Genomic DNA, 24,605 nt, shown 5'->3' on the forward strand with positions numbered 1-24,605 from the left:
AGGATGAATGCATGGAAACCGTAGAAAAAATCAAGCAGCAAGTCAGTGAGAATCCGATTCTGCTTTACATGAAAGGGTCACCTAAATTGCCAAGCTGTGGTTTTTCATCGCAGGCATCTCAGGCAATAATGAATTGTGGTCAACCTTTCGCGTATGTTGATATTTTGCAGAATCCAGACATCCGTGCTGAGTTGCCAAACTATGCCGATTGGCCTACATTTCCACAGTTGTGGGTTGAAGGTGAGCTCGTTGGCGGTTGTGATATCATTTTGGAAATGTTCCAAAAGGGCGAATTACAAGAACTAATTAATGAAGTTTCAGAGCGCCATCCAGCGCCGTCTGAAGACTAAATTCTATTCCATACGATAACATTACGGAGAAATAAAATGGGTGTATTAGTAGGCCGTAAAGCTCCTAACTTTACTGCAGCAGCAGTTTTAGGCTCGGGCGAAATTGTTGAAGACTTTAACTTGCACACGCAAATCAAAGGCAAGAAAGCGGTCGTATTTTTCTATCCTTTGGACTTCACCTTTGTTTGTCCTTCTGAGCTGATCGCATTTGATCACCGCTTGGAAGAATTCAAAAAGCGTGGCGTAGAAGTTATCGGTGTTTCTATCGACTCTCAGTTTACCCATAACGCATGGCGTAACACTGCTGAAGCAGATGGTGGTATTGGTGAAGTGAAATACCCACTGGTTGCTGATGTGAAGCACACTATTTGTCGTTCATACGACGTTGAGCACCCTGAAGCAGGTGTTGCTTTCCGTGCATCATTCTTGATCGACGAAGAAGGCGTTGTACGTCACCAAATCGTTAATGATCTGCCATTAGGCCGTAACATTGATGAAATGATTCGTTTAGTAGACGCGTTGAACTTCCACCAGGAGCACGGTGATGTGTGCCCAGCAGGTTGGAAAGAGGGCGACGAAGGTATGAAAGCTGACGCGAAAGGCGTAGCTGACTATCTTTCGAAAAACGCTGGTAAGCTTTAAAGGCGAAGAGCGCTATTAGCTATTAGCTATTCGCTGTTTGTTGAAAGAGTTTAAAGGCCGCCTTTGGGTGGCCTTTTTTGTTGGCTGGGTAGGAGAACTGAGTGATGTTGGTTGCGCTGGAGAAAGATGACTTTGAGGTGGTCGCGGGTTGGCTGGCGGATCCGGAAGACCACTTTAAGGTGTGCGGGAATGCGTTTGGGTACCCTCTGAAGCGCGAAATTTTCGATGCCTTTTTTGTTGAAACAGCTGGCGATCCCAACGTTCGCCTGTGCTTCAAATACTGTGTCGATGGTCGTGCGGTGGGTATGGTGCACTTCACCCGCATCGATCGGCAGAATGACTTTGGCCATATTGGCGTAGCTATGGTTGATCCATCAGCGCGTTCAGGTGGGCACGGGCGAGCAATGTTTGCCGCCATACTTAAAAAAGGGTTTGAAGAGCTTAACTTTCATCGCATAGATTTGAATGTGTTCCAGTCCAATCCACGAGCACTGAAATTTTATCAGGAAGCTTTTGGTTTCAAAGTTGAAGGCTTAGCACGCGACACCATCAAAAAAGACGGCGACTACCAAGGTTGGTATACGCTCAGTCTGTTGCGCCCTGAATGGCTCGCCCAGCAATAAATAACATTGTGATTAGGACGTTCGCAGACGCTGACGCAGCAACGCTGCGGGTGTTATTTCGGTGGCCCTTAGCTACGATGCCACGGGTCGCTTAACGAGTACGGTACACAACGGCGAAAGCATCGATTATTTGTACGACGGTGATGAGCTAGTGGCTGAGTATCACAGCACTGGCACGCTGTTGCGCCGCTTTATTCATGGCCTTGGCAACGATGAGCCGGTCATTCGCTACGAAGGTGCCGGGGTGAATGCCCGCCGTTACCTGCTGGCCGATGAGCGCGGCAGCATCATCGCCGAGATGACCGCTAATGGCGGCCTGTTGCAAGCACATCAGTACGATGCTTACGGGAATCCGAAGAACAGCAGCGACGCGCGGTTTCGTTTTACCGGGCAGATCCTCATTCCGGGCACCGAGCTGTACTATTATAAAGCACGGGTCTACCATCCGCGGCTAGGGCGGTTTATGCAAACCGACCCCATCGGCTACAAAGATGGCATGAACTGGTATGCTTATGTGGGGAATGATCCGGTTAATAATATAGATCCAACAGGCCAAGAAACAGTTGTAAATTCTAGGCCGCTTAATATGCCCGGTGGTTTTATTGGCTCTCATACATTTACAACCGTCACAACAGTTATCTCACAAGGTGAGTTCATGACAACTCGGGAGCCTTTGGACTACTCGGCTGTCCCTGTACTCGATGGGCGAGTTTTGCCAAGTGAAGGAAATTGCCACACTACAACCACTACCTTAATTAACGGTGCAGGGGGAGCAATTCCTAGTGACTTTAATCCTTATGGATTTAATCCAGATTTAGGTAATAATAGGTATACGCATGATAGACCAAAATTTAAGTGGCAATCTAAAGTAGGTTCGCGGATAAAACGAAGAGTAAGAAACTGATGGATATAAAATTTAAAAAGCTGTTTTTATTCTTTATTATTTTTTTGATAATAATTTCAGCTAATTTATTTTATATGAAAGAGCTTGGTGATGACGTTGCTAAAGTACTTGGGTATTTTTTTTCCATATTAATTATGCCACCACTGATAGGGGCTTTTATTGGGGTGATCGCTTATAAAATATCAAATAATTTTTACTGTGACGTTAATAAAATAGAAACCATTTTTGTAAGCTCTGTCATTGGTTTGATTCTTCCAATTTATTACGTTTTGATGCTTTCATTTGCAGATGGATTATAGAACAGCTCCAGTTTTGAATCCAAAGTCGAGAGTGTTCAATACTCTGTGTTAGCTACGACGGCATGGGCCGGGTGCCCCCTCTGGCAGGATAGTTGACACCACTTAAAAACTAACCAGTTGGGGCGTTAAGGCTTGATTGTGCCACGCTATTCAGAAGAACGTAAGCAAACCATACTCAGTAAAATGATGCCGCCGTTGAACATGACTATTGCAGAAACTTTACGAACGGAAGGAATTGGTGAACAAACACTTTATAATTGGCGAAACCACCTTTGCTTTAAGGCGACTGTTGAGTCTCGAATGCATAGAAGACTTTAAATGAGCGGTTTAACTCACCCCTATTCATACCTGCGACGTTTGCGGCAGTCTCGATTAGAGTTCCAGCCGGATGAGTTTCGGTTTTTTCAGTGCTCGTGGGCGATGGGTAAAGAAGTGATAAGAGTCACCGACAATGCTAGCAATTTTGTAACAATCTAAAACATTATTGCAGAGTGTGTGAAAGTCCAGTGAATCACTCACGAATTATTCAATGGAAAACTTATTCGGACCAGATAGCGTATTCGTTGCCGCTGGGGCAGGTGAAGTGAAAGCGGCGGCCACCGGGGAACTCAAAGATGGGCTTAACGATGATGCCGCCAGCTTTCTCAACGTCTTTCTGGGCTTGCTCTAAGGCGTCGCTGTAGAGCACAACCAAAGCGCTCCCATGCGCGGTAGTCGCAGTGAGTTCTGAGCGATAAAAGCCGCCATCTAAACCCGCACCTTGAATCGCGGCGTAATCGGGACCGTAGTCCACGAAGCTCCAACCAAAGGCATCAACGAAGAACTTTTTCGTCGCTTCTATGTTTGTTGCTGGCAGCTCTACATAATTAATTGATACACTAGCCATCGGCTGTCGTCCTTGCTTGAATGAACTTATGCATTGAGTATAGCCGCGAATTCTTATTTTAAGCAGCGAGAACAGAGGTTTTATGCCTGATTCGGCAGGAAAGCGATTAAACAAGTTTATCAGTGAAAGTGGTTATTGTTCGCGACGTGAAGCGGATCGCTTTATCGAGCAAGGTGCCGTCAAAATTAATGGCAAACCTGCCGAGTTAGGCGTTCAGGTCATGCCGGGCGATGTAGTGATGGTCAATGGGCACACGATTAAACCGACTAACAAAGAAAGCTTTGTGTTTATCGCTCTCAACAAGCCAGTTGGTATTGTTAGCACCACGGACTCAGCTGAACCCAAGAATATGGTGAAGTTTGTTGGCCATAAAACTCGGATTTTCCCAATAGGCCGCTTGGACAAAGACTCACAAGGGTTAATCTTTTTAACCAGCAATGGCGACTTGGTGAATAAGATATTGCGCGCGGGTAATCAGCATGAGAAAGAGTATGTGGTAACCGTTGATCGACCCATCACCAAAGACTTTATTGATGGTATGCGTGGCGGTGTGCCTATTCTTGGGACGAAAACTAAGAAGTGTAAAATTCGTCAAGAGTCTCAGTTTGTATTCCGGATGATTTTAACTGAAGGTATGAACCGGCAGATCCGCCGCATGTGCGAGTATTTTGGCTACGACGTTCGTAAGCTTGAGCGGGTGCGCATCATGAATGTTAGCTTAGGTAAATTGCAGGTAGGGCAGTGGCGTAATCTTACAGAGAGTGAATTAGCTGAGCTGATGAAGTCGATTGAGCATTCGTCATCGGAAGCGCCAGAGGGCCATCGTCGCCGTAAACCAGTCCAAAGAGCGACAACCCAGCAAGGCCGCCAGCGGCAGGACTCGCCAAGGGCGAAGTCTCGTCACCCTCGACGAGGCGACGACTCGCAAGTGGGCCGCCGTAAATTGCGTTTAAATCGAACGACCGAGAAGAAACCAACTAAATAAGTGGGTGGCTTCGTTTTGCCGATAGCACAAGACGAGCGCTGCGATACCTTTTACACCTCTTTAGCGTTGTATGGCGTTGAACACGCGGCCGATGATGCTGTAGAGGTTGTTCTGATCAAATTCATAATCAGTTTCAGTATGGACGCGGTGAACGAAAACCAAGTCAGAACTTGGATAAACGCCGAGCATGTGAACGCCGATGCCAGTATGAAAAAATGCATGGTTGGGTCGTTTCTCGTTGGGATTAATGACATTCCAGAGCATGCCATAACCGAAGTCCATGTACGGATTGGTTACGGAGTAAGACGTAGTACTTTGCTCAATCCATTCGCGTGACAAGATGCGCTGGCCATTCCACACGCCGAAGTTCTCAAAAAGTTGTCCGTAAAGTGCCATGTCGAACGATGACATACGGAAATGATAGGCTGGGAATTTAGACTTCTCAGGTTCATATTGATAAAAACCATCGACGTCGAGCTGACTGATATCGGTGTCATCATCAATGGTCGTGTAGCTTCCTTTAAAATCTTGCATACCCAATGGCTTGGCAATTTCTCGGTGGAAGGCGGTGTAGATCGATTCGCCTGTCAATTTTTCAAAGATCGCGCCTGCAACGTTAAAGTCCCAATTATTGTAGACGTACTGTTCACCGGGTTTAAACTCACCGCGTGGCGGCATGGCTGCGAGCATGCCTTCTGAGGTTGCGGCCGAGGGTAAGTAGATACCCGAGCGCGATTGCAGGAGTTGACGTACGGTAGCTTTCTTCTCGGTCGCGGTCAGCGGTGTCGAGTCATCAATGCCCAACTCGGCCAAAGTAGCATCGAGGTCGATAACACCGCGTTCGACGTAAATGCCGTAAAGCGAATTCAGCATGGCTTTACGGATGGAGTGAATCGTGTGCTTTTCGTGAATGTCACCAAACTCAAAAAACACATCGCCGTTACGCATCAGAACCATTGACGAGGTGCCTGTGGAGCCCAGAAACTGTTTTAACTCGTTTAGCTTTAAGGTCTGCTCGCTCATTTTCGGAGCAATGAGCTGCGCCTGTAAATGAGCTGGGTAGTCAGTGTTGTTAAAGCTGCTTAAAAGAAAGGTCGAGGCTACTAGTCCCAAGCGTATACTATTAAGAATCATAACTTTTCTCGTTTTTTATTAATTAAACCCGCTGGGTGTTGCATAGGCAAGTTGAATTTGTAAACAGATATTAGAGAAACAGGCGGACACGATAATGACCTCAAATTGCTAAATTCGACGCGTGATGACGGTGAAGCTAAACAGCGAACGTCAATGAACAAAAGTCGGCAAAATTCAAGTGATATGGGACGAAGATAACAAATGGAGCTCTTTCGCTACGCTCGTGTCGGTATTGGTAACGCAACTGCAATCAAGCAATACTGCAGATAAAGCTAGCATCGTGATAGCGCGCCAATGAATGAAATAAACTGCAGTGCACGCTGTGATGCGTTAGAATGTACATTCTTAACGCTAATAGGATGCACATTTATACATGACTTTTTCTGAACTCGGACTTTGCCCGGAAATTCTTACCGCCCTTACACGTCAAGGTTATACAGAACCCACACCTATTCAAGAACAAGCAATTCCCCCCGTACTTGCTGGTAACGACGTGATGGCAGCGGCACAAACAGGCACGGGTAAAACCGCAGGCTTTACCTTACCGATTTTAGAAAGGCTCAAAGACGGCGAGCGCGCGAAGCCCAACACAGCACGCGTGTTAATTCTTACGCCGACGCGCGAACTCGCCGCGCAGGTAGGCGAAAGCGTGGCAACCTACGGTGCTGGCTTGTCATTAAACTACGCGGTCGTGTTTGGTGGTGTAAAAATCAATCCGCAGATGATGAAACTGCGCAAAGGCGTAGACATTCTCGTGGCCACCCCAGGTCGTTTGATGGACCTGTACCAACAAAACGCCGTGCGTTTCCCGAAACTAGACGTGTTGGTACTTGATGAAGCCGATCGCATGCTCGACATGGGCTTCATCCACGACATTAAGAAAATTATTAAGTTGTTGCCGGCGAAGCGCCAAACACTGATGTTCTCGGCGACCTTCTCCAATGATATCCGTACGCTGGCGAAAAGCCTGGTTAACAACCCGGTTGAGATATCTGTGGCACCGCCGAACTCTACTGCGGAGCGCATTGAACAAATCATGTATGCGGCTGCGAAGAGCGAAAAGCCACGCATGTTGATGCAAATTCTCCGCAATTTGAACATCCCGCAGGTGTTGGTTTTTTCACGCACTAAACACGGTGCCAACCGATTAGTTCGACAATTACATGGTGACGGTTTTTTAGCGGCCGCTATCCACGGCAATAAAAGCCAGGGCGCTCGAACTAAAGCATTAGCAGACTTTAAAGCTGGCGAAGTACAAGTGCTGGTAGCGACTGATATCGCCGCACGAGGGCTAGACATTGACAAGCTACCCTATGTTATTAACTACGACTTACCACAAGTTGCGGAAGACTACGTGCATCGCATTGGCCGCACAGGTCGTGCCGGTCAGGTCGGACACGCAATTTCATTGGTGATGGACGAAGAGTTCAAAACCTTAAAGGCAATTGAAAAGCTGATTGGCCAACCGATTGAGCGCCATAAGTTGGAAGGCTTTGCTGACGTGCAGCTGACCGGCAAAACGCCACCACCGAAGCAGGGCCAACGAGGCCAGCGACAACCTCGTAAACCGCAAGGTAGCGGCGGCAACAAGCGTGCAGGTGGCAATGGCAACAAAGGTCGTGATGCCAACCGTGGTAATAATCATCGTAAGGGTGATTAACGCGTTCTATAGTTTTACCGCCGCCGACGTGCTCTAAGTTAGCTAAGTCGGCGGTGCGTCTTATCTATAATCACAACTATCCTAGTGCAAGAGCTCAAGCGGCAGGTTTAATATGAACCCGCATACCCAGAGCTTTAGCGACCTTCACGATCGTAACGAACTTGGGTGATCCGTCCTTTGAAAGGGCTTTATACAAACTTTCACGGCCTAGGCCGGTTTTTCTCGCGAGTGAGGACATACCTTGCGCGCGCGCAATATCTCCAAGCGCTGCAGCAATAAATGCAGCGTCGCCATCGCTCTCTTCAATTGCGGCTTCAAGGTAAGCTGCCATCTCTTTAGATGTGCGAAGGTGATCAGCGACATCATAATCATGAAGTTTAATTGTCATTATCTGACTCCAAACTTTTTACTAATTTGTAGGCAAGTTGAATATCGTGCTTTTGGCTCGCCTTGTTGCCTCCACATAGCAAGATAATCAGCACCTGATCGCGTTCGGTAAAGTAAATCCTGTAGCCAGGCCCTACATCAACTTTCATTTCTGAAACGCCATGTTTCAGATTTCTGAATTTGCCGGGATTACCCATAGCCAAACGTTGGATCCGAGTTTGTACTCGAGCCCGGCCGCTTAAATCCTTTAGGCGATCCAGCCACTGAATGAAGTGACTGGTTGACTGAATCCGTTTCATAGGCAGAGTGTATCTTATGGGATACATTTTACCAGTATTTTTTATCTCTGAAATTCGGAAAGTGAATCGTGTCGAAAGGTGGCGATAAACTCAACAGGCCTTTCGGTAATAGAACATTTTCCCGCACTGTGCTATTCGTAGCTAAAAATACGCAAACCGAAAAAAGCTCATTGAAAAGCGCAGAGTGTAGTCTGCCGCTATAGCGCGGATCAAAAATTTCTAGTAAAGGAGTAAGCAGAATGAAAACCGATGATATTGGTTCTAACCCTGAATACGAAGAAGAGCCTCTTACAGTTGAAGAGGTTGGCAAGTTGTCCGGCGACGTCGTACTTGAATTTGGTGCGCCATGGTGTGGCCATTGCAAGGCTGCACGTCCTGCGATAGAAGAAGCCGTAGCTGAACATCCAGAACTGCGTCATATCAAAATATACGACGGCAAGGGCAAACGGGTTGGGCGAATGTTCAAGGTCAAGCTTTGGCCGACCTTGATACTCCTGCGCGACGGCAAGGAAGTGGATCGTCTGGTGCGGCCACTACGTGCTGACGAGGTTCGCCAGTTAGTTTCGCAGGCCAGCTAAACGCTGCACATTGCGTTACATAGGCTTAAAATCATAGATAACGACAGAACTTTGATCATCTGCATAATCCGGCCTGTCGAACTTTATAAGCGTGGGAAAGCCAAAGGTTGGATCGTAGGTAACTTCAATCAACGCATTTCCAGTGGCTTTCTCAATGTGTTCTTCTGTGTATTTGAAAAATGCCAATACTGTCTGGCCTAAGCTTGTAGGACTAGTTATTTCATCTCCAGGTTTATAGCCATCCCTTGCTTTGCCAAGATAAACGACCTTAGATACTTTTCTGTCGTTAACGAAGGTCTCAACCGGGCCGTAGTATTGTGCGAAGAAACAGAAGCAGTTTTCATTCTCGGCAGTAAAACTATAACTGACTAGTTCGGCTGATTTCCATTTTTCTAGGTTACGATAAAGTTCAGCAAGCAGTCTTTTCTTCCTGTCTGTCATTTCCATAGAGTATTCAGGATAAACGACCCGACCACCGATAATAGTTCTATTACGCTCAAAAACGGAGAGCCACATAAACTCGGCACATACACCGACTGCTTCAGCTCCCGCTTTGGTACCCTCGGGAGCTAAACACTGTCCGCGACATTGTTTCTGGCTAGTACAGCTAGATCCTTCTTCGCGGGTGCGGATTCTGCAAATATAACGACCGATATCATCGCCACTTAGCGTCCCTTCGGGGTAAAGATCTTCAAACTTTGTCCAAACCCCGTCATTCTTTTCGCAAGCAGCGCGAGTGTCCTGGGGGCTCTCTGCGTGAGCGTTAGAGATATACAAAAGCAGTAAAACAGCAAGGAAACTTAATAATCTCATTTGAAACCTAGTGACTATAGTGGTCAAAAAAACAGACAGTCTTACATCTGAAGCTTATCAGGCAAGAGCGAACTCAGCTATCAGCTTTGTTATGACAGCAGCGGTAATGCTAACTAGGCTTGTTTCCGGCGTTTTTCGCTATGGGTCTGGCCTAGTCCTTCGCCTTCAATATCGGCCGCAAGTCATCAAGCTTATCAAACAGGTGCCAAATATAATTCGTGGTGCCATTCTCGCGGTGCGGATGCAGATCGGCAAGCGCTGGGTCATCGCAATAACTCTCGAACGCTTCCTTTGACTCCCATTCTACCAATATAAGCACGGTCCGCGGCGTGATATCGCCTTGCGCGGTTTCCTTGAACTTCCCGAGCGAGATCACCTTGCCGCCGTGGGCTTCAACTTCTTTCGCTGAGCGACGTGCGTAGGCGAGGTATTCGTCTTTGTTGGCAATATCAAAAAGATTGAGCGCGTAAACAGGCATTGGCGAAGCTCCTTGTTAGGTTTATTCGATGATAACCAATTAATAGGCATTGCGCATTAAGCCAAACTAGCGTGCGCTCGCTAGGAGTTACTTACTGATATCACTAGCTCTATCCGAAATGTCGCGGCTGTATGGGATCCCGCACGTTGTTGTCGGCGAAAACCAGACTTTTATGGGCGCAGAAGATCGCTTACGCAGCGCCGGCGTGAAAGTAGAAGTGCTGCAAGATGCCACCTGCGTCGACTTGATGAATACCTTTATCAATGAGCATCCAGAGCTTTGGAATGAGGATATTGGGGAGTAGAGCGCTCTTTAGTGGTTGTCCGCTTTGAGCGAGGAGCGGACGTTAAGAAGTCGCCGAGCAGATGGATTCATTAGACCAGGAGCGAAAGTTCAAATTGCGGGCGTGCTAGTAACACCAGAGAACAACATAATGGTGTCCGTCGATACTTAAAACAAGAAACTGCTTAATGAAGGCTCGTGGCAAGGCTTGCAAGGTGATACTGAAAATGGACAAATTTCCATTGCCATAAGCTCTTATAAATTTAATTGCTCACACTATTTATGCACAATAAGCGAATTATCGTTCGACACAATAAGCGAAAAATGCTACAACACAATAAGCGAATAATAGATACGCACGATAAGCGAGTAGAACCACCATGGCAACACCTTCTGATAAACTGGCTGATGCCTTAGAAGCACTTCACGATCTTCAGATGAATGGCTCAGTTGCCATACGCTCTGCTGATCTCTCGCGCACTCACCGAGAACGCCTCGTTCAAAATGGCTTCCTTAAGGAAGTCATCAAGGGCTGGTATGTGCCAGCACGCCCAGATGAAACACGCGGGGAGAGTACGGCTTGGTATGCCTCCTTTTGGCAATTTTGTGCAGCCTACCTTAACCACTTAAAGGGCGACGATTGGTGCTTATCACCTGAGCAATCTATCGCGCTTCATACTGAAAATATGACTGTGCCCAAACAGTTATTAATTAGAGCTACCAAAGCACGGAACAATGTAACAGAATTGCCCCACGGCACATCACTATTAGATATTCGCGCTGCGCTCCCCGAACCGGCTAAGGTGTCGAGCAAAAACGGTCTGCGTATATATAGCCTTCCTGCTGCTCTGATTGCCTGTAGCAAACAGAGCTTTACTCAAAACCCAACAGATATGCGCGCGGGACTATCTATGATTAGTGATGCTTCTGAAGTTTTGGATCAATTGCTAGAAGGTGGGCATAGCTCTATTGCTGGCCGTTTAGCAGGTGCATTTAGAAATATTGGCCGCACTCAAATTGCTGACGATATTATGGGTACAATGCGCGCGGCGGGGTATGATTTGCGCGAAGCAGACCCGTTTGAGGAAAAATCCATCCTAAGCTTCTCACGACGCGAGCAATCCCCATACGTAAATCGTATACGGCTTATGTGGCAGCATATGCGGGAAACTGTGATAGCGCACTTTCCAGCATCCCCGATGCAAACAGTCGACAAAAACGCATATATGCAACATGTTGAAGATGTGTATGTAACGGATGCCTATCACTCGCTTTCTATTGAGGGCTATCGCGTCACGCCTGAGTTGATCACTCGCGTTCGCACTGGAGATTGGAATCCAGAACAAAACGCTGATGATAAAGAGCGGCTAAATGCTTTGGCCGCCCGAGGTTATTGGCAGGCTTATCAAGCCGTGCGCAATAGTATAGATCGAATACTCGACGGGCATAATGCAGGAGAAGTCGTCGATAACGATCATCGGGTATGGTATCGAGAAATGTTTGCGCCGGGGGTGGCGGCTGGTATTCATAAACCTGCCGAGCTTGCTGGTTATCGGAATGCGCCCGTTTTTATCCGTCGTTCCATGCACTCACCGCCAAGCGGAGAGGCTTTGCGCGATGCTATGCCAGCGTTTTTTGAGTTGCTGAAAGCCGAAGAAAATGCCGCTGTGCGCGTTGTTCTAGGGCACTTTATATTTGTCTATATTCATCCTTATATGGATGGTAACGGCCGCACAGGGCGCTTTTTGATGAATGCCATGCTTGCCAGTGGCGGCTACCCTTGGACGATTGTGCCACTTAAAAAGCGCAATAATTATATGGTTGCTCTTGAAGAGGCGAGCGCAAACCAAAACATAGAGCCTTTCACGAAATTCTTGGGTGCACTTGTTCAAGCTTCACTGGATGGTGAAGCACAGCCTTCGATTCCGAATGATTAACGAGTAATCAAGATATACCGCGTATGATATTAGTAGATACGTAGCTTAATCCTGAGAAGCCGGAAGGTCTGAAATACGTACGGAGCTGCCGCACGCGAGTTGACGTTCCAATGGCAGCTCTTGGCACAAAGCGGCCCACCAAACACCACAAACTCTGAAATCTATTCGCCACTCCCAAATACAGAATAAACAACCTAAGAGTTGTATTTTGGATAAGAAAACAATATATAGGTTGTTTTATGAAGACGCTAAAAGAGCTTAGCAAGCTATTGGTCGAAGAGCGCAAGAAACGCGGGTTGTCACAAAAAGACATGCGTATGTTGATCGGGATGTCGCAGCAACAGTATCAGCGCAGTGAGTCGGGGCAGGACCTAACAGTGAGTCAGAGAATGTTTGGGCTGGCAAGCACAAGCACCTTGAGGACTAGGGGCTAAGCGTGAGCTGAAGGCCTCCCAAGCTTAAAATACATACAGCAAATGGCGCGGCGGCTACTGGTGAACATATTACTTGCCAATGGTGATACCCTATCTGTGTTCCGATTCTATCCCCCAAAGCTTTCGAAACCCGAAAAAGCCTCCTAGACTTGTAGTACGGCTCGTCATATCGAAATGAGTCTAAGTCCGCCGCCCATTGACGGGAGACGAAACGATGCAACAAGTCTCAGGAATGCGCTTTGCGTTGGTTGGTGCCATCCTTATTGCAATAAGCTTTGGCTTGGCTCGCTTTGCCTTTGGTTTGTTTGTACCGCAAATACGCGATGACCTTGAGATGAGCGCTAATACGATTGGTATTATCGCCGCTCTTCCTTTGATCAGTTTTGTCGTTATCAGTTTGGTTGCTCCTCTGGTCACCAAGTACTTTGGCGCGCGTAATACCACCGTTTTATCTGCATCATTTGCCGTTGTCGGTTTGGCGCTGATGAGTCAGGCCAGAGGGCCTATTCTACTTGGTATCGGTGTGGTCGCGTGCGGTATCTGCACCGGGTTAATGATGCCCGCGCTCACCGCCGCCATGCAGGCGTTAGTTGACCGCTCCATCCACGGGCGTGTCAGCTCAGTGATGAACGCGGGAACCAGTATTGGTGTTGTGCTCTCTGTTCCCGCTGTTTTATTTCTAGTTGGAGCATGGCGCTACGCTTACTTTTCGTTCACGTTAGCCGCCATTGTTGGTGTCCTTCTTGCTTGGTATCTTATTCCATCGGTTTCGCGCTTTAGACCTTCAAATGCCGTGCCGCCGCCCAAGATTACAGCGATACAATGCTGGCGCTTGTTCAGTTTGTTTCTGTTTGCCTTTGCCATGGGCTTTATTGCCTCAGCGTACTGGACGTTTGGGCCAGACTTAGCAATCAACTTGGGTGCACTCTCTTCGCAGCAAAGTGGTTGGTTATGGTTAGCTTTAGGTATTGCCGGACTCGGCGGGGCTGTTATTAGTGACTTGGCCGATAGAAATAATCCAGCTATCACGCACGCATTGATGCTAATGATGATGACCACTAGCTTGACGCTATTGGCCGCGAGCCCGAGCCAAATTTATCTCGCTGTTTTCTCAGCTTTGATTTTTGGCCTAGCCTACATGAGTTTAACAGGGCTCTACTTAATGACCGGCATTCGTTTGTTGCCTGGGCGGCTATCCATAGGGCCGGTGTTGGCTTTTGTGGCTTGTGCCCTCGGGCAAGCTGTAGGTTCGCCGATTATCGGTTTACTCGTCGGTAAGTTTGGCTATGCTGAGAGTTTTTCAATGTTTGCTGTGCTAGGTATTATTATTTCTCTGCTGTCCCCCTTTTATCCCGGCCGAACTGAAGTAGAGACCGAAGCATCCGAAGAGGATACCGGCCTTCAAGCTGCTTATGACTATCAGTTACAGGATGACGAGGGGGAGCCGTTGCAAACTGGGTGTGAATAAGTTCAGTTGTCGAGAGAAGACTTAGATAGTTTTGTGCCGCACGAACAATCGGCGCTGTACTGACGCCTGTGCGTTGGATTGGGTAAAGTCCACCTTGCTTACCGGATGTGGTTGTAATTAGTGAAAATTTATCTGCTAGGCTTCAACCTCAATGCCAATGACAATTCTCTGGGATACTACTGATAAATAAATGCATTTAGAGCCCTTTTATAGGCCATAGCAAGCTTAAAATTGCATACCCTAAATAGTCTGCTAAACTTCTTTACATGAATTAAAGCCTATAAATGGATTGTTATATGGACGCAAAGCGCATACCTACCGTCATTGGTCAACGCGTGAAGCAGTACCGATTGAACCAAGATCTGACTCAAGAAGATTTGGCGACGCTGGCGAATGTCTCGTTAAACGCCGTGAAGTCAGCCGAAAGTGGGAAGAGTACCTTACCCACCTATGTCGCTATTTTGCAGGCGCTCGGGCATATCGATAAGTTACTTGCGGCTTTCCCGGATGAGGGCGTGTCTCCTGTGCAGCTGTTAAAGAGCACCACTAAACAAAAGCAACGAGCGAGCGGCAAAACACGTGTGCAACCTGGTGACAAAGGGGAGCTGGACTGGTGATCAATACTATTGAGGTCCGCTACAAAGGTGAGCCGGTTGGCGCGTTAAGCTATTCCAAGAGCGATACGGCGGCGCGGTTCGAGTACTTTGCTGAGTTTGTCGAGCGCGAGATCCCGCTAGCGCCGTTAACGATGCCGGCAAAGAAAGGCCGGATCTATACCTTCCCTGAATTAAGCTGGGATACCTTCAAAGGTTTGCCTGGCATGCTGGCTGACTCGCTGCCGGATGACTTCGGTAATGCGGTACTTAATCAGTGGTTAGCGCAACAATCCGATCGCACCGAGCCATTGAACCCACTCGAACGGCTGCAATATACCGGTGAGCGGGGCATGGGCGCGCTGGAATACCATCCGACCCGCAGTAAACATACGCTATCGAAAAGTAAGGACATTGAAGTCGAGACTTTAATGAAACTGGCGCAGGAGGTTTTGGATACCCGCACCGGATTTCGCCAGCGGACGCACTTTGACACCACTGAAGATAAGGCCCAGATGCAGGCCCTGTTAGCCGTTGGCACCAGCGCTGGTGGCGCACGGCCGAAAGCGGTGCTGGCTTTTAATGCCGATTTCAGTCAGGTGCGTTCAGGGCAAGGCGAGGTTCCGGAAGGCTTTGAACACTACATCTTAAAGTTCGATGGCGTAAAAGAACGGGATCCCGCGCAGCAAACTTTTGGCGATCCACTCGGTTATGGCGCCATGGAATACGTGTACTCGCTAATGGCGACGCAGGCCGGCATTCAGATGATGCCTTGTCATCTGCTCGAAGAGGGCAGCCGGCGCCACTTCATCACCAAGCGCTTCGACCGCGTGGGCAACGAGAAGAAACACATTCAGACGCTGTCGGCAATAAAGCATGTCAATTATTATGCGATTGGCTCGTTCTCCTATGAAGAGCTGTTTCAGGTGGCTCGCCAGTTACGCTTGCCGCGGGCAGATGCACTCGATTTATTCCGCCGGATGGTGTTTAACCACGTGGCGACCAATCACGACGACCACTCCAAGAACTTCGGCTTTATGTTGGAAGACAAGCAATGGCGGTTGAGTCCAGCGTATGACGTGGCGTTCAGTTATAAAAGCGGAAACCCGTGGGTCGAGCAGCACTGGATGTCGTTAAACGGCAAACGCAGCGGCCACTCGCGCGCGGACTTCTATGCGCTTTCCGACGTGCACTTGGCAAAAGTATCGCGCCAAGAAATAGATGCCATCATTGATGATGTGATTGCATCAGTATCGCGATGGCCACAGTTGGCGAAAGCGTATGAAGTACCGCAAGCGCTAGCCGATTCGATTAGCGGCCACCTTAAGCTAAAAGCGTTTGTGTGTTGAATATTGTCTATTAAATCACTATCGACTTAGTCCACATAGGTAGAAGACATCCGCTTATTTAAGTCACGCTAACTTCAAGTTAATTTATGGTTTTATCTTCAATAAGAATACTAAGCGTGTTGCGCAACGCGCAACGATAAACTATGATCCTATCCATAAGACATAAAGGACTTCAAGCCTTTTATCAAACCGGCAGTCTTGCAGGAATTCAAGCATCACATGAAGCTAGGCTACGGATCCAATTAGCCGCTCTCGATACAGCGATGGTCATTACGGATCTGAAGCTACCCGGTTTTCGGTTACACCGCCTTAAGGGGAAGCTTGTACACAGGTGGTCTATTAAGGTAGACGCTAATTGGCGATTAACCTTTGAATTCAGAGCCGGTCATGTTTATTTGTTGGACTATGAGGATTATCACTAATGACGATGCACAATCCTGTCCATCCGGGTGAGTTTATTGCGGCAACCTATATGGAGCCGTACAAGCTTAGTTGTAGGTATTTAGCGCAGAAACTGGATGTGGCACCTTCGACGTTGAATCGGATTTTGAAGTGTCATAGTGGAGTGAGTCCGGAAATGGCGCTGCGACTCTCTAAAACATTAGGACGAAGTCCAGAAAGTTGGTTAGCGATGCAATATAACTATGACTTGTGGCATGTAGAGCGTCTGTTGCAGCTTGAGAATGTTCAAGCTATCGAGTTTGAGGTGGTGTAATCCGACTCAAGTAAAACCAATCACGCCATTTCCGCGTACAAGACTCAACCCCCAAAACGAGTGATAAAGATGTTCGGATTATTCAAATCGAGCCCGACCAAAAAAATGCGCAAACAGCTGGAGCAATTGCAGCAAAAAGCCATGGAAATGCAGCGCAACGGTGATATTCGCGGCAGTTCGCATATTAGCCAGGAGGCGGATGAGCTGTGGAAGAAAATTCAGGATCTTGAGGCCGCTGAGAAGTAGCTCTGCGGCCAGAAAGGGCAAATTTATGTGCTGGATTGATCTCGGCGTGTAAAGGCAAACAGCACTAGGGCGACAATGGCACCGAGAGTGTCAGCGAGCATGTCTTTCTGCGCGTCCCAGATGTCGCCTTGGGAGCCGAGGAATTCGATGCCGGCATTGCCACCTTCGATGACGGCAAATTGCCATTCAATGATTTCGTAGGCCGCAGCCACGGACATAATGAAGAATAAGCCAAACAACATTGCGGTGACGGGGCGTGCCCACTGCTTGCGTAGCAGCAACTCGGCGGCTGAGTAGGCGTAAAAGCCAACGCTGAAGTGCGCAATGCGATCGTAGTGATTACGCTCGAAGCCAAAGTAGTTGGTGACCCAGTCAAAAGGGACGCTGGCGAAGGTGTAATGGGCGCCTATGGTGTGCAGAATCAACAACACACTCATCAACACGTAACTTGTGTTACTGAAGCGAAATTTGCCGAAAGTTACTAATAATCCAGCAAAGATGGCCATTATCGGCACCATTTCGGCCCACCAGACGGTGATATCCGCGGGATTAATGTATGACCACACCATGGTGGCAACAATGATGACAGCAAGAAGGTGAGGAATGCGGTACTGCCAAGTATTGCCCGATGTGGTCATGCTATTAGTCCTTTGAAGAGTGCGCTTGTAAGGGCCAGCCACCAAGATTTTTGTAGCGGTTGACCATCCAGCAAAAGAGTTCTGCGGTACGTTCGGTGTCGTACAGGGCAGAGTGCGCCTGTTTACTATCGAAGGCAATCCCGGCCTCCTGACAGGCTTTAATCAATACCGTCTGGCCTAGGGTTAACGCGGCGAGGGCGGCGGTGTCGAAGGTCACAAACGGATGAAACGGATTACGCTTAAGATTACTGCGTTCTGCAGACGCCATCAAGAAGCCCAAATCGAAGGTCGCGTTATGGCCAACCAACACACAGCGCTGACAGCCGGCTGCTTTTTGCGCTTTGCGGATAGGCTTGAACATTTCCTTCAAGGCTTCTTCTTCAGGCACGGCACCGCGTAGCGGCGAGTGGGGATCGATCCCGTTAAATTCGATCGCAGCTTGTTCAATGTTGGCACCTTCAAAAGGCGCTACATGGTAGTGAATTCGCTCAGCAGGGTGTAACCAGCCTTGTTCGTCGAAGGCCAAGGTCACTGCAGCTATTTCCAGTAATGCGTCGGTTTTGGCATTAAAACCGGCGGTTTCAACGTCAATAACCACCGGCAAGTAGCCGCGGAAGCGTTGCTTCATCAATGACGATTCAGAATCACTCATAAATCGTCACTAGCGCTGCGTTCAATAAGTTCAATGGCGTAGCCGTCTGGATCACGTACGAATGCGATGACGGTTTTACCGCCTTTAACTGGTCCAGGTTTACGATAGACGTCAGCGCCTTTGGCACTTAGCTGATCACAAAGCGCATAGATATCGTCAACACCGATGGCAATATGGCCATAGGCATCGCCCATGTTGTACTCGCTTTGGTCCCAGTTGTAGGTGAGCTCGAGAACTGTATGGTCTTTCTCATCGCCGTAACCGACGAACGCTAAGGTGTATCGATACTCTTCGTTATCGGCTTGGCGAAGTAACTTCATGCCCAGTAGGTCAGTGTAGAACTCAATTGAGCGGTCTAAGTCGCCGACGCGCAGCATCGTGTGTAACATTCGCATTGCGGTACTCCTCGTAGTCGTCTAGTAATCGTCAGAAGTTTTTTCTTTAAATTCGCATAGGTCTTCGATAATACAGCTACCGCATCGGGGCTTGCGCGCGATGCAGGTATAACGTCCATGCAAGATAAACCAATGATGGGCATCCACTTTGAATTCAGCGGGAATCACTTTTTCGAGTTTATCTTCAACGGCACGTACGGTTTTGCCTGGCGCAAATTTAGTGCGGTTCGAGACCCGGAAAATATGGGTGTCAACGGCAATGGTTGGCCAGCCGAAGGCGGTATTCAGCACGACATTGGCGGTTTTACGACCGACACCTGGCAGCGCTTCTAGTGCTGCGCGATCTTCAGGAACTTCGCCGTTGTGTTGGTCGACCAAGATCTTGCACGTTTTAATCACGTTTTCGGCTTTGGCGTTAAATAAGCCAATCGTTTTAATGCAGTCTTTGACGCCATCGACACCGAGTTGCAGCATCGCCGCAGGGGTTCGTGCCATCGGAAACAGCTTGCGAGTAGCTTTATTAACGCCAACATCGGTTGCTTGAGCTGACAGTAATACCGCAATTAGCAGCTCAAAACTTGAGTCAAACTCAAGTTCAGTGGTGGGGTTAGGGTTGTTCTCCCGTAACCTGCTTAAAATTTCGATTCTTTTTTGTTTATTCATAGCTTCAACGGAGTCTATACAGCCTTATTGTGCCGTCACGCGTGCTCGAGTGACTTCTTTTGCTGGTTTTGCGGCACGTTGTTCACGGTAATGATCAATACTATTTTTAATGGCGATAATAAAGCCCATGGCAATAAATGCACCAGGCGGCAGTATCGCTAGTAACAACGGGTAGTCAACGGCAAATAATTCAATACGTAAGGCTGCAGCCCAATCGCCGAGCAAAAGTTCTGCCCCATCAAAGAGCGTTCCGTTGCCAATAATTTCGCGGATACCACCAAGTACCATAAGCACTAAGGTGAAACCTAACCCCATCATCAAACCATCAAAGGCTGAGCGGCGCCACGGATTTTTTGAGGCAAAGGCTTCGGCGCGGCCGATAATGGCGCAATTGGTAACGATTAGTGGAATAAAAATACCCAACGACTGGTACAGGCCGTAAACATAAGCATTCATCAAAAGCTGGATCACAGTTACGAATGTGGCTATCACCATTACGAAAACGGGAATACGGATCTCTTTTGGCACCCACTCGCGCACCAATGAAACGGTAATATTAGAGCCGACCAGTACCAGTAGGGTCGCAAAACCAAGCCCGAGTGCATTGGTGACTGTTGCCGTAACTGCAAGCAGCGGGCACAGTCCAAGCAACTGTACGAGGGCAGGGTTGTTCTCCCATAGACCTTGCCAAGTAATCTCTTTATAGCTCATGACTCTTGACCTCCACAGGCACGGCTTTGTTGCCGCCACTGTTCTTTGTTCACTTTGAATGCGCGGACGGTACGCGCCACTATCTGCACGACGGCGCGGGGGGTAATGGTGGCTCCAGTAAATTGGTCGAATACCCCACCGTCACGTTGTACCGCCCAGCGGTTGTCATCGACACCTGTTACGGTCATACCAGCAAAGCTTGTGATCCAGTCACTTTTGCGGCGTTCAATTTTATCACCTAAACCGGGGGTTTCTTGGTGTTGTAGGGTGCGCACACCGGCGACCGTATTGTCCCAATTGATGGCTACCAATAACCGAATGCCACCGGAATAGCCATTTGGCGCAACCACTTCAATCGCTGCAGCGTTAGGTTCACCATTTTTTGTCGCAAGGTACATTGGCGTCGCGTCTGAGGCGAGCTTGGGGGCGTCAATTAATCGACAACTGGCATAAAGGTCATTGTCGTGTGCGGCGGCTGGTATTAGCTGGTTGAGAACCTGTAACAATTCACGTTGTTGTTCGCGCGCAATGGGTTCCGCCGTGAGGCGCGCGGTTAACATCACTAAGAGCGTTGCGACAATAGCAAAGGCCGCAAGAATGAGTCCATTGCGTTGCATGCTGCGAGCAATCATGAGCGTTCTCCATGGCCGTAAGCAACCGGTTGCGTGTATTTATCGATAACTGGCACGGTCATGTTGGCTAACAGTACGGCGAAAGCTACGGCATCAGGATAGCCGCCCCAAGTGCGGATCACGAACACCAAAAAGCCGATGAGCAGGCCAAAGTAAAGTCGACCACGATTTGAGGTTGCCGCGGTGACTGGGTCGGTCGCGATGAAAAAGGCACCGAGCATGGTCGCACCACTGAAAAGTTGCATGACCGGCGAAACACTCTGGTCGGGGCTGAATAACCAAGCAATTGCGGCAGGAATGGCTAAACCTAGCAACATACCGGTGGGAATATGCCAACTGATCACCCGAACCTTAAGCAACACTAAACCACCGAGCAAGAAGGCAAGGTTAATCCACTGCCAACCGATCCCTGCAAGGCTACCAAAAATCGGTTGCTGTAGTGCTTCACCCATGGTTAGTTGATGATTTAATGCTGTTCGCAGGCTATCGAGTGGCGTGGCCATCGTCATGCCATCGGCGCCCATGCGCAGTTGTTCTAAATCAAAGCCATTCGGCGTGTAGCCGGTAAAAATCAACACCGCACTGTCAATAAAGCTTAGGTCGAACTGGCTCAGTGGGGCGGGCAGGGGCCAACTTGTCATCTGCACTGGAAAGCTAATTAGAAGCACGACATAGCCGGCCATCGCAGGGTTAAAGATATTTTGCCCGACGCCCCCATAAACGTGTTTAACGATAACAATAGAAAATGCCGTTCCTATCACAATAAGCCACCAAGGAGCGAGTCCTGGAATACTTATTGCCAGCAATATGGCGGTAACCAAGGCGGTGTGATCACGCCAAGCAAAGCCAATAGGCCGGCCACGAAGAGCCATACAAATGGCTTCGGCAACCCATGCGGTGGTAATGGCGAGGCCTAACTGCCAAATCACGCCCCATCCGAAGAAGTAAATGAGCGTAAGTAAGCCAGGAATGAGCGCAAGGTAAACCCAACGCATTACCTGTTGAGTGGTGCGGCGCTGATGACTATGCGGCGAGGCAGCAAGTTTAAAGGTCATGATTTGTCCTCGTTAGATGACTGCTGTTCAGCAGCCGCTTTCTGCTGTGCAGCTTTGCGGGCTTTGGCTCGGGCAATGGCGGCTTGAACGGCGTCGTTCGGGTTGTCGCCGCCTGACTTAACTTGTTCAGCTTGGGCTTTTTTACGCGCTTCCGCGGCTTTGCGGTGGCGCTCTAAGCGTTCTTCTTTTTCACGTTCAAGCCGTTCGTTACGCGCTTCAAAACGTTCACGAGCTATTTCTGCCTTGGCTTTTTCGCGTGCGATATTTCGTATTTCTGCTTTGGCTTTGCGGTAATAATGAACCAGTGGTATCTCGCTAGGGCACACATAAGCGCAGGCACCGCATTCAATACAATCGAATAGGTTCTGTTGTTCTAGGGCGTCGTGATCTTTTGCTTTCGCTAGCCACTGTAATTGCTGAGGTAAAAGTTGCGCGGGACAGACATCGGCGCAGGCGCCGCAGCGAATACAAGGCATTTCTTGTTGTGCAGGCGCTAATTCAGCTGTACTTGGTACCAACAAGCAGTTGCTGATTTTAACCACCGGCACATCAACATCGGGTAGCGTGAATCCCATCATGGGACCACCCATAATAATACGCTGTTGGTCGCCACTACTGGTAAAGCCTGCTTGCTGCAGTACATGAGCAACTGGGGTACCGATGCGCACCCAATAATTACCTGGCTGGCGAACAGCTTCACCGGTGACCGTTACAACACGCTCGGTAAGTGCTTCACCATTGCGAATGGCGCGACTTACCGCGTAGGCGGTGCCAACGTTGTGCATGATCAGACCGATATCAATGGGTAAGCCACGACTGGGCACTTGGCGACCGGTTAATAGCTGAATAAGTTGCTTTTCGCCCCCCGATGGGTATTTCGTGGGTACCACCCGCAAACTTAAATGTGGGTGCTCGTGCAGCGCTTTACGCATGGCTTCGATAGCTTCGGGTTTGTTGTCTTCAATGGCAACCAAACCTTTGTTGCAGCCAGCTAAATGCAGCAAAATTTCTGCGCCATCGACAATGCTGGCAGCGTGTTCACGCATCAGTCGATCATCGGCACTGATATAAGGCTCGCATTCAACGCCGTTAATAATTAGGTAGTCAATGGGGCGTTGTAGCGCGAGTTTTTGTGCGGTGGGAAAGCCTGCGCCACCAAGCCCAGCAACACCGGCTAGGCGAATACGATTGAGTAACTCGGCGCGCGAAACTTGCGAATAGTCGGTAATACCTTCGGTGAGTACTGCTTCGTCTTCACCATCGGCTTGAATTCGAATAACCACATCGGCCATCCCTGAAGGGTGAGCAATACGACCGGGGCCAATTGCCGTGACAGTGCCGGAGGTTGGCGCATGTATCGGTAAGCCTTGGCCAGTGGTCGACTCTGTTAATGGCTGTCCACGTAACACGCGCTCGCCAACGGCGACACAGATTTCAGCGGGAGCCCCGGCATGTTGCTTAACGGGTACGGCGTAGTTCTCAGCCAACGCGAGCGGTGCAATAGCGGAGCTGTTCGACAACTCTTTACGTTCCGGAGGATGGATACCACCAGGGAACGACCAAATATGACCTGCTTCGATAGCTTTTTTGGCTGCTGCGGACATCAGGACTTCGCCTCCACAATTTGTACTGGGATTTGTTCCATATCCCATTGCCAGTTTTCTGGTCGTGTGGGTACCGGAATCATATCAATACAATCGACCGGACACGGCTCTACACATAAGTCACAGCCGGTGCACTCATGGGCAATAACGGTGTGCATTTGCTTGGCCGCACCGAGTATTGCATCAACCGGACAAGCTTGAATGCATTTGGTACAGCCAATGCATTCATCTTCGCGAATCACGGCAACTTTCTTTACATCTTCCGTGCCGTGTGCGGCATCCAATGGTTTAGCTTCAACCCCCATGAGGTCTGCTAATGCTTTGATCGTGGCTTCGCCGCCTGGCGGACATTTATTGATGTCGTCGCCGTTAGCGATCGCCTCTGCGTAGGGGCGACAGCCCGGGTAGCCGCATTGGCCGCATTGAGTCTGCGGCAAAATAGCGTCAATTTGGTCAACAATAGGGTCGCTCTCAACCTTGAAACGCACGGCCGCGAAGCCGAGCACTAGGCCAAATACAAGCGCTAAAACGCCAATGGCGATGAGTGCGGTAACTATGCTCATGAAAGGGTCACCAAACCACTAAAGCCCATAAAGGCTAACGACATTAAGCCTGCAGTGATCATGCCCACAGCAGCACCTTTAAAGGGCAAAGGAACATCCGCTGCGGCGAGACGTTCGCGCAGCGCAGAAAACAGAACGAGTACTAAAGAAAAACCGATTGCTGCACCAAAGCCATAAATAATAGATTCAATAAAGTTGTGCTGCTCGTTAACGTTTAGAAGAGCAACACCTAACACGGCACAGTTGGTGGTGATTAACGGTAGAAAGATACCGAGCAAGCGATACAGGGTCGGGCTCGTTTTGTGCACGACCATTTCAGTAAACTGTACAACAACTGCAATCACTAAAATAAAGCTTAGCGTTTGCAGTGCAAGCAGGTCGAAAGGCTCTAGTAAATAGCGATTGACCAGATAACTGCACATTGACGCTAAGGTCAGTACAAATGTTGTTGCAGCAGACATACCAATAGCGGTTTCGAGCTTGTTAGATACGCCCATAAAGGGACACAAGCCGAGAAACTTGACCAACACAAAGTTGTTGACCAGTACTGTCGCTACCAGTAGTAGTAAATACTCACCCATGTGAATCGTCCGAATCAGCTTTGAAATCTAGCGTATTATCGAATGTTTA

33 protein-coding genes are annotated in these 24,605 nt (G+C 48.7%); 17 read left to right on the forward strand and 16 right to left on the reverse strand.

The window, feature by feature from the left end:
* Nucleotides 1-11 precede the first annotated feature (11 nt).
* From grxD to PSI9734_RS01405, 5 genes are all read left to right on the forward strand, one after another.
* Entirely contained in the window at nt 12-350 is a 339-nt protein-coding gene (grxD, locus tag PSI9734_RS01385; RefSeq protein ID WP_173919325.1) for a Grx4 family monothiol glutaredoxin, read from the forward strand.
* A 36-nt stretch (nt 351-386) separates the two neighbouring features.
* A complete protein-coding gene (locus PSI9734_RS01390) occupies nt 387-992 on the forward strand; it encodes a peroxiredoxin (RefSeq protein ID WP_173919326.1) in 606 nt (201 codons plus the stop codon).
* A gap of 104 nt (nt 993-1,096) precedes the next feature.
* A complete protein-coding gene (locus PSI9734_RS01395; protein ID WP_246194731.1) occupies nt 1,097-1,615 on the forward strand; it encodes a GNAT family N-acetyltransferase in 519 nt (172 codons plus the stop codon).
* Between the two features lie 55 nt (nt 1,616-1,670).
* On the forward strand, nt 1,671-2,519 hold the full coding sequence (locus PSI9734_RS01400; protein ID WP_484573203.1) for an RHS repeat-associated core domain-containing protein: 849 nt from the start codon (nt 1,671-1,673) through the stop codon (nt 2,517-2,519).
* On the forward strand, nt 2,519-2,818 hold the full coding sequence (locus PSI9734_RS01405; RefSeq protein WP_173919329.1) for a hypothetical protein: 300 nt from the start codon (nt 2,519-2,521) through the stop codon (nt 2,816-2,818). Before PSI9734_RS01400 ends, PSI9734_RS01405 begins: the two co-directional genes overlap by 1 nt.
* A 538-nt stretch (nt 2,819-3,356) precedes the next feature.
* Here PSI9734_RS01405 and PSI9734_RS01410 read toward each other — a convergent pair.
* A complete protein-coding gene (locus PSI9734_RS01410; protein WP_173919330.1) occupies nt 3,357-3,704 on the reverse strand; it encodes a VOC family protein in 348 nt (115 codons plus the stop codon).
* Nucleotides 3,705-3,786: 82 nt separating this feature from the next.
* Between PSI9734_RS01410 and rluF the strand changes: the two genes are divergently transcribed.
* Complete coding sequence (gene rluF, locus PSI9734_RS01415; protein WP_173919331.1) at nt 3,787-4,689, forward strand: 23S rRNA pseudouridine(2604) synthase RluF; 903 nt, start codon at nt 3,787-3,789, stop codon at nt 4,687-4,689.
* Nucleotides 4,690-4,749: 60 nt separating this feature from the next.
* Here the strand turns inward: rluF and PSI9734_RS01420 are convergent, their stop codons facing one another.
* Complete coding sequence (locus PSI9734_RS01420; RefSeq protein ID WP_173919332.1) at nt 4,750-5,823, reverse strand: serine hydrolase domain-containing protein; 1,074 nt, start codon at nt 5,821-5,823, stop codon at nt 4,750-4,752.
* A 373-nt stretch (nt 5,824-6,196) separates the two neighbouring features.
* On the opposite strand from PSI9734_RS01420, the gene PSI9734_RS01425 reads away from it, so the two are divergent.
* Complete coding sequence (locus tag PSI9734_RS01425; protein WP_173919333.1) at nt 6,197-7,483, forward strand: DEAD/DEAH box helicase; 1,287 nt, start codon at nt 6,197-6,199, stop codon at nt 7,481-7,483.
* A gap of 94 nt (nt 7,484-7,577) precedes the next feature.
* On the opposite strand, the gene PSI9734_RS01430 is transcribed toward PSI9734_RS01425, so the two are convergent.
* Both PSI9734_RS01430 and PSI9734_RS01435 read right to left on the reverse strand, forming a co-directional pair.
* The gene (locus PSI9734_RS01430; RefSeq protein WP_173919334.1) at nt 7,578-7,871 is read right to left on the reverse strand and encodes an addiction module antidote protein; all 294 of its coding nucleotides are present in this window, start codon (nt 7,869-7,871) and stop codon (nt 7,578-7,580) included.
* Nucleotides 7,861-8,169, reverse strand: coding sequence for a type II toxin-antitoxin system RelE/ParE family toxin (locus tag PSI9734_RS01435; RefSeq protein WP_173919335.1), 309 nt, complete (start codon nt 8,167-8,169; stop codon nt 7,861-7,863). The genes PSI9734_RS01430 and PSI9734_RS01435 overlap by 11 nt, the downstream gene beginning before the upstream one ends.
* 239 nt (nt 8,170-8,408) lie before the next feature.
* Here PSI9734_RS01435 and PSI9734_RS01440 point away from each other — a divergent pair, with 239 nt between their 5' ends.
* The gene (locus tag PSI9734_RS01440) at nt 8,409-8,747 is read left to right on the forward strand and encodes a thioredoxin family protein (RefSeq protein WP_173919336.1); all 339 of its coding nucleotides are present in this window, start codon (nt 8,409-8,411) and stop codon (nt 8,745-8,747) included.
* A gap of 15 nt (nt 8,748-8,762) precedes the next feature.
* Here PSI9734_RS01440 and PSI9734_RS01445 read toward each other — a convergent pair whose 3' ends face one another.
* Both PSI9734_RS01445 and PSI9734_RS01450 read right to left on the reverse strand, forming a co-directional pair.
* Complete coding sequence (locus PSI9734_RS01445; RefSeq protein WP_173919337.1) at nt 8,763-9,560, reverse strand: DUF6174 domain-containing protein; 798 nt, start codon at nt 9,558-9,560, stop codon at nt 8,763-8,765.
* Nucleotides 9,561-9,711: 151 nt separating this feature from the next.
* Nucleotides 9,712-10,038, reverse strand: coding sequence for a DUF1330 domain-containing protein (locus PSI9734_RS01450; RefSeq protein ID WP_173919338.1), 327 nt, complete (start codon nt 10,036-10,038; stop codon nt 9,712-9,714).
* Nucleotides 10,039-10,210: 172 nt separating this feature from the next.
* Here PSI9734_RS01450 and PSI9734_RS12075 point away from each other — a divergent pair, with 172 nt between their 5' ends.
* The 9 genes from PSI9734_RS12075 (at nt 10,211) to PSI9734_RS01495 (ending at nt 17,062) form a co-directional block, all read left to right on the forward strand.
* Nucleotides 10,211-10,342 (forward strand): hypothetical protein, encoded by a 132-nt coding sequence (locus tag PSI9734_RS12075; protein WP_281351412.1) that lies wholly within the window; start codon nt 10,211-10,213, stop codon nt 10,340-10,342.
* A 358-nt stretch (nt 10,343-10,700) separates the two neighbouring features.
* Nucleotides 10,701-12,257 (forward strand): Fic family protein, encoded by a 1,557-nt coding sequence (locus tag PSI9734_RS01460; RefSeq protein WP_173919339.1) that lies wholly within the window; start codon nt 10,701-10,703, stop codon nt 12,255-12,257.
* Between the two features lie 239 nt (nt 12,258-12,496).
* Nucleotides 12,497-12,691 carry a helix-turn-helix domain-containing protein gene (locus PSI9734_RS01465; protein ID WP_173919340.1) on the forward strand — a complete coding sequence of 65 codons (195 nt, stop codon included), beginning with the start codon at nt 12,497-12,499 and terminating at the stop codon, nt 12,689-12,691.
* A gap of 214 nt (nt 12,692-12,905) precedes the next feature.
* Nucleotides 12,906-14,159, forward strand: coding sequence for an MFS transporter (locus PSI9734_RS01470; RefSeq protein ID WP_173919341.1), 1,254 nt, complete (start codon nt 12,906-12,908; stop codon nt 14,157-14,159).
* A gap of 296 nt (nt 14,160-14,455) precedes the next feature.
* Nucleotides 14,456-14,776 carry a helix-turn-helix domain-containing protein gene (locus tag PSI9734_RS01475; protein WP_173919342.1) on the forward strand — a complete coding sequence of 107 codons (321 nt, stop codon included), beginning with the start codon at nt 14,456-14,458 and terminating at the stop codon, nt 14,774-14,776.
* Nucleotides 14,773-16,101, forward strand: coding sequence for a type II toxin-antitoxin system HipA family toxin (locus tag PSI9734_RS01480; protein ID WP_217420742.1), 1,329 nt, complete (start codon nt 14,773-14,775; stop codon nt 16,099-16,101). Before PSI9734_RS01475 ends, PSI9734_RS01480 begins: the two co-directional genes overlap by 4 nt.
* A 143-nt stretch (nt 16,102-16,244) precedes the next feature.
* Nucleotides 16,245-16,523, forward strand: coding sequence for a type II toxin-antitoxin system RelE/ParE family toxin (locus PSI9734_RS01485; RefSeq protein WP_173919343.1), 279 nt, complete (start codon nt 16,245-16,247; stop codon nt 16,521-16,523).
* Complete coding sequence (locus PSI9734_RS01490) at nt 16,523-16,816, forward strand: HigA family addiction module antitoxin (protein WP_173919344.1); 294 nt, start codon at nt 16,523-16,525, stop codon at nt 16,814-16,816. Before PSI9734_RS01485 ends, PSI9734_RS01490 begins: the two co-directional genes overlap by 1 nt.
* Nucleotides 16,817-16,885: 69 nt before the next feature.
* On the forward strand, nt 16,886-17,062 hold the full coding sequence (locus PSI9734_RS01495; RefSeq protein ID WP_173919345.1) for a DUF6435 family protein: 177 nt from the start codon (nt 16,886-16,888) through the stop codon (nt 17,060-17,062).
* Nucleotides 17,063-17,085: 23 nt separating this feature from the next.
* Here the strand turns inward: PSI9734_RS01495 and PSI9734_RS01500 are convergent, their stop codons facing one another.
* From PSI9734_RS01500 to rsxA, 10 genes are read right to left on the reverse strand one after another with little or no spacing between them, the layout of a single operon-like run.
* The gene (locus tag PSI9734_RS01500; RefSeq protein ID WP_173919346.1) at nt 17,086-17,700 is read right to left on the reverse strand and encodes a DUF2238 domain-containing protein; all 615 of its coding nucleotides are present in this window, start codon (nt 17,698-17,700) and stop codon (nt 17,086-17,088) included.
* A 4-nt stretch (nt 17,701-17,704) separates the two neighbouring features.
* A complete protein-coding gene (rnt, locus tag PSI9734_RS01505; protein ID WP_173919347.1) occupies nt 17,705-18,352 on the reverse strand; it encodes a ribonuclease T in 648 nt (215 codons plus the stop codon).
* Entirely contained in the window at nt 18,349-18,747 is a 399-nt protein-coding gene (gene gloA / locus PSI9734_RS01510; protein ID WP_173919348.1) for a lactoylglutathione lyase, read from the reverse strand. The genes rnt and gloA overlap by 4 nt, the downstream gene beginning before the upstream one ends.
* A gap of 21 nt (nt 18,748-18,768) precedes the next feature.
* On the reverse strand, nt 18,769-19,410 hold the full coding sequence (nth, locus tag PSI9734_RS01515; RefSeq protein WP_173919349.1) for an endonuclease III: 642 nt from the start codon (nt 19,408-19,410) through the stop codon (nt 18,769-18,771).
* Nucleotides 19,411-19,434: 24 nt separating this feature from the next.
* Nucleotides 19,435-20,121: an electron transport complex subunit E gene (locus PSI9734_RS01520; protein WP_173919350.1), complete on the reverse strand. Its 687-nt coding sequence runs from the start codon at nt 20,119-20,121 to the stop codon at nt 19,435-19,437.
* Nucleotides 20,118-20,753 (reverse strand): electron transport complex subunit RsxG, encoded by a 636-nt coding sequence (gene rsxG, locus PSI9734_RS01525; RefSeq protein ID WP_173919351.1) that lies wholly within the window; start codon nt 20,751-20,753, stop codon nt 20,118-20,120. The genes PSI9734_RS01520 and rsxG overlap by 4 nt, the downstream gene beginning before the upstream one ends.
* Nucleotides 20,750-21,808, reverse strand: a complete 1,059-nt coding sequence (gene rsxD / locus PSI9734_RS01530) for an electron transport complex subunit RsxD (RefSeq protein ID WP_173919352.1) — start codon at nt 21,806-21,808, stop codon at nt 20,750-20,752. The genes rsxG and rsxD overlap by 4 nt, the downstream gene beginning before the upstream one ends.
* Entirely contained in the window at nt 21,805-23,412 is a 1,608-nt protein-coding gene (rsxC, locus tag PSI9734_RS01535; RefSeq protein WP_173919353.1) for an electron transport complex subunit RsxC, read from the reverse strand. Before rsxC ends, rsxD begins: the two co-directional genes overlap by 4 nt.
* Nucleotides 23,412-23,975 (reverse strand): electron transport complex subunit RsxB, encoded by a 564-nt coding sequence (gene rsxB / locus PSI9734_RS01540; protein ID WP_173919354.1) that lies wholly within the window; start codon nt 23,973-23,975, stop codon nt 23,412-23,414. The genes rsxC and rsxB overlap by 1 nt, the downstream gene beginning before the upstream one ends.
* Nucleotides 23,972-24,556 (reverse strand): electron transport complex subunit RsxA, encoded by a 585-nt coding sequence (rsxA, locus tag PSI9734_RS01545; protein WP_173919355.1) that lies wholly within the window; start codon nt 24,554-24,556, stop codon nt 23,972-23,974. The genes rsxB and rsxA overlap by 4 nt, the downstream gene beginning before the upstream one ends.
* Nucleotides 24,557-24,605 lie beyond the last annotated feature (49 nt).

The sequence above is a fragment of the Pseudidiomarina piscicola genome, from assembly GCF_902806985.1.
In the GTDB taxonomy this organism is placed as follows: domain Bacteria; phylum Pseudomonadota; class Gammaproteobacteria; order Enterobacterales; family Alteromonadaceae; genus Pseudidiomarina; species Pseudidiomarina piscicola.

What these genes read in the sequence shown, in the direction of transcription:
- grxD (WP_173919325.1), top strand. Translation starts at nt 12, where the DNA reads ATGGAAACCGTAGAAAAAATCAAGCAGCAAGTCAGTGAGAATCCGATT.
- PSI9734_RS01390 (WP_173919326.1), top strand. Translation starts at nt 387, where the DNA reads ATGGGTGTATTAGTAGGCCGTAAAGCTCCTAACTTTACTGCAGCAGCA.
- PSI9734_RS01395 (WP_246194731.1), top strand. Translation starts at nt 1,097, where the DNA reads ATGTTGGTTGCGCTGGAGAAAGATGACTTTGAGGTGGTCGCGGGTTGG.
- PSI9734_RS01405 (WP_173919329.1), top strand. Translation starts at nt 2,519, where the DNA reads ATGGATATAAAATTTAAAAAGCTGTTTTTATTCTTTATTATTTTTTTG.
- PSI9734_RS01410 (WP_173919330.1), bottom strand. Translation starts at nt 3,704, where the DNA reads ATGGCTAGTGTATCAATTAATTATGTAGAGCTGCCAGCAACAAACATA.
- rluF (WP_173919331.1), top strand. Translation starts at nt 3,787, where the DNA reads ATGCCTGATTCGGCAGGAAAGCGATTAAACAAGTTTATCAGTGAAAGT.
- PSI9734_RS01420 (WP_173919332.1), bottom strand. Translation starts at nt 5,823, where the DNA reads ATGATTCTTAATAGTATACGCTTGGGACTAGTAGCCTCGACCTTTCTT.
- PSI9734_RS01425 (WP_173919333.1), top strand. Translation starts at nt 6,197, where the DNA reads ATGACTTTTTCTGAACTCGGACTTTGCCCGGAAATTCTTACCGCCCTT.
- PSI9734_RS01430 (WP_173919334.1), bottom strand. Translation starts at nt 7,871, where the DNA reads ATGACAATTAAACTTCATGATTATGATGTCGCTGATCACCTTCGCACA.
- PSI9734_RS01435 (WP_173919335.1), bottom strand. Translation starts at nt 8,169, where the DNA reads ATGAAACGGATTCAGTCAACCAGTCACTTCATTCAGTGGCTGGATCGC.
- PSI9734_RS01440 (WP_173919336.1), top strand. Translation starts at nt 8,409, where the DNA reads ATGAAAACCGATGATATTGGTTCTAACCCTGAATACGAAGAAGAGCCT.
- PSI9734_RS01445 (WP_173919337.1), bottom strand. Translation starts at nt 9,560, where the DNA reads ATGAGATTATTAAGTTTCCTTGCTGTTTTACTGCTTTTGTATATCTCT.
- PSI9734_RS01450 (WP_173919338.1), bottom strand. Translation starts at nt 10,038, where the DNA reads ATGCCTGTTTACGCGCTCAATCTTTTTGATATTGCCAACAAAGACGAA.
- PSI9734_RS12075 (WP_281351412.1), top strand. Translation starts at nt 10,211, where the DNA reads ATGGGCGCAGAAGATCGCTTACGCAGCGCCGGCGTGAAAGTAGAAGTG.
- PSI9734_RS01460 (WP_173919339.1), top strand. Translation starts at nt 10,701, where the DNA reads ATGGCAACACCTTCTGATAAACTGGCTGATGCCTTAGAAGCACTTCAC.
- PSI9734_RS01465 (WP_173919340.1), top strand. Translation starts at nt 12,497, where the DNA reads ATGAAGACGCTAAAAGAGCTTAGCAAGCTATTGGTCGAAGAGCGCAAG.
- PSI9734_RS01470 (WP_173919341.1), top strand. Translation starts at nt 12,906, where the DNA reads ATGCAACAAGTCTCAGGAATGCGCTTTGCGTTGGTTGGTGCCATCCTT.
- PSI9734_RS01475 (WP_173919342.1), top strand. Translation starts at nt 14,456, where the DNA reads ATGGACGCAAAGCGCATACCTACCGTCATTGGTCAACGCGTGAAGCAG.
- PSI9734_RS01485 (WP_173919343.1), top strand. Translation starts at nt 16,245, where the DNA reads ATGATCCTATCCATAAGACATAAAGGACTTCAAGCCTTTTATCAAACC.
- PSI9734_RS01490 (WP_173919344.1), top strand. Translation starts at nt 16,523, where the DNA reads ATGACGATGCACAATCCTGTCCATCCGGGTGAGTTTATTGCGGCAACC.
- PSI9734_RS01495 (WP_173919345.1), top strand. Translation starts at nt 16,886, where the DNA reads ATGTTCGGATTATTCAAATCGAGCCCGACCAAAAAAATGCGCAAACAG.
- PSI9734_RS01500 (WP_173919346.1), bottom strand. Translation starts at nt 17,700, where the DNA reads ATGACCACATCGGGCAATACTTGGCAGTACCGCATTCCTCACCTTCTT.
- rnt (WP_173919347.1), bottom strand. Translation starts at nt 18,352, where the DNA reads ATGAGTGATTCTGAATCGTCATTGATGAAGCAACGCTTCCGCGGCTAC.
- gloA (WP_173919348.1), bottom strand. Translation starts at nt 18,747, where the DNA reads ATGCGAATGTTACACACGATGCTGCGCGTCGGCGACTTAGACCGCTCA.
- nth (WP_173919349.1), bottom strand. Translation starts at nt 19,410, where the DNA reads ATGAATAAACAAAAAAGAATCGAAATTTTAAGCAGGTTACGGGAGAAC.
- PSI9734_RS01520 (WP_173919350.1), bottom strand. Translation starts at nt 20,121, where the DNA reads ATGAGCTATAAAGAGATTACTTGGCAAGGTCTATGGGAGAACAACCCT.
- rsxG (WP_173919351.1), bottom strand. Translation starts at nt 20,753, where the DNA reads ATGATTGCTCGCAGCATGCAACGCAATGGACTCATTCTTGCGGCCTTT.
- rsxD (WP_173919352.1), bottom strand. Translation starts at nt 21,808, where the DNA reads ATGACCTTTAAACTTGCTGCCTCGCCGCATAGTCATCAGCGCCGCACC.
- rsxC (WP_173919353.1), bottom strand. Translation starts at nt 23,412, where the DNA reads ATGTCCGCAGCAGCCAAAAAAGCTATCGAAGCAGGTCATATTTGGTCG.
- rsxB (WP_173919354.1), bottom strand. Translation starts at nt 23,975, where the DNA reads ATGAGCATAGTTACCGCACTCATCGCCATTGGCGTTTTAGCGCTTGTA.
- rsxA (WP_173919355.1), bottom strand. Translation starts at nt 24,556, where the DNA reads ATGGGTGAGTATTTACTACTACTGGTAGCGACAGTACTGGTCAACAAC.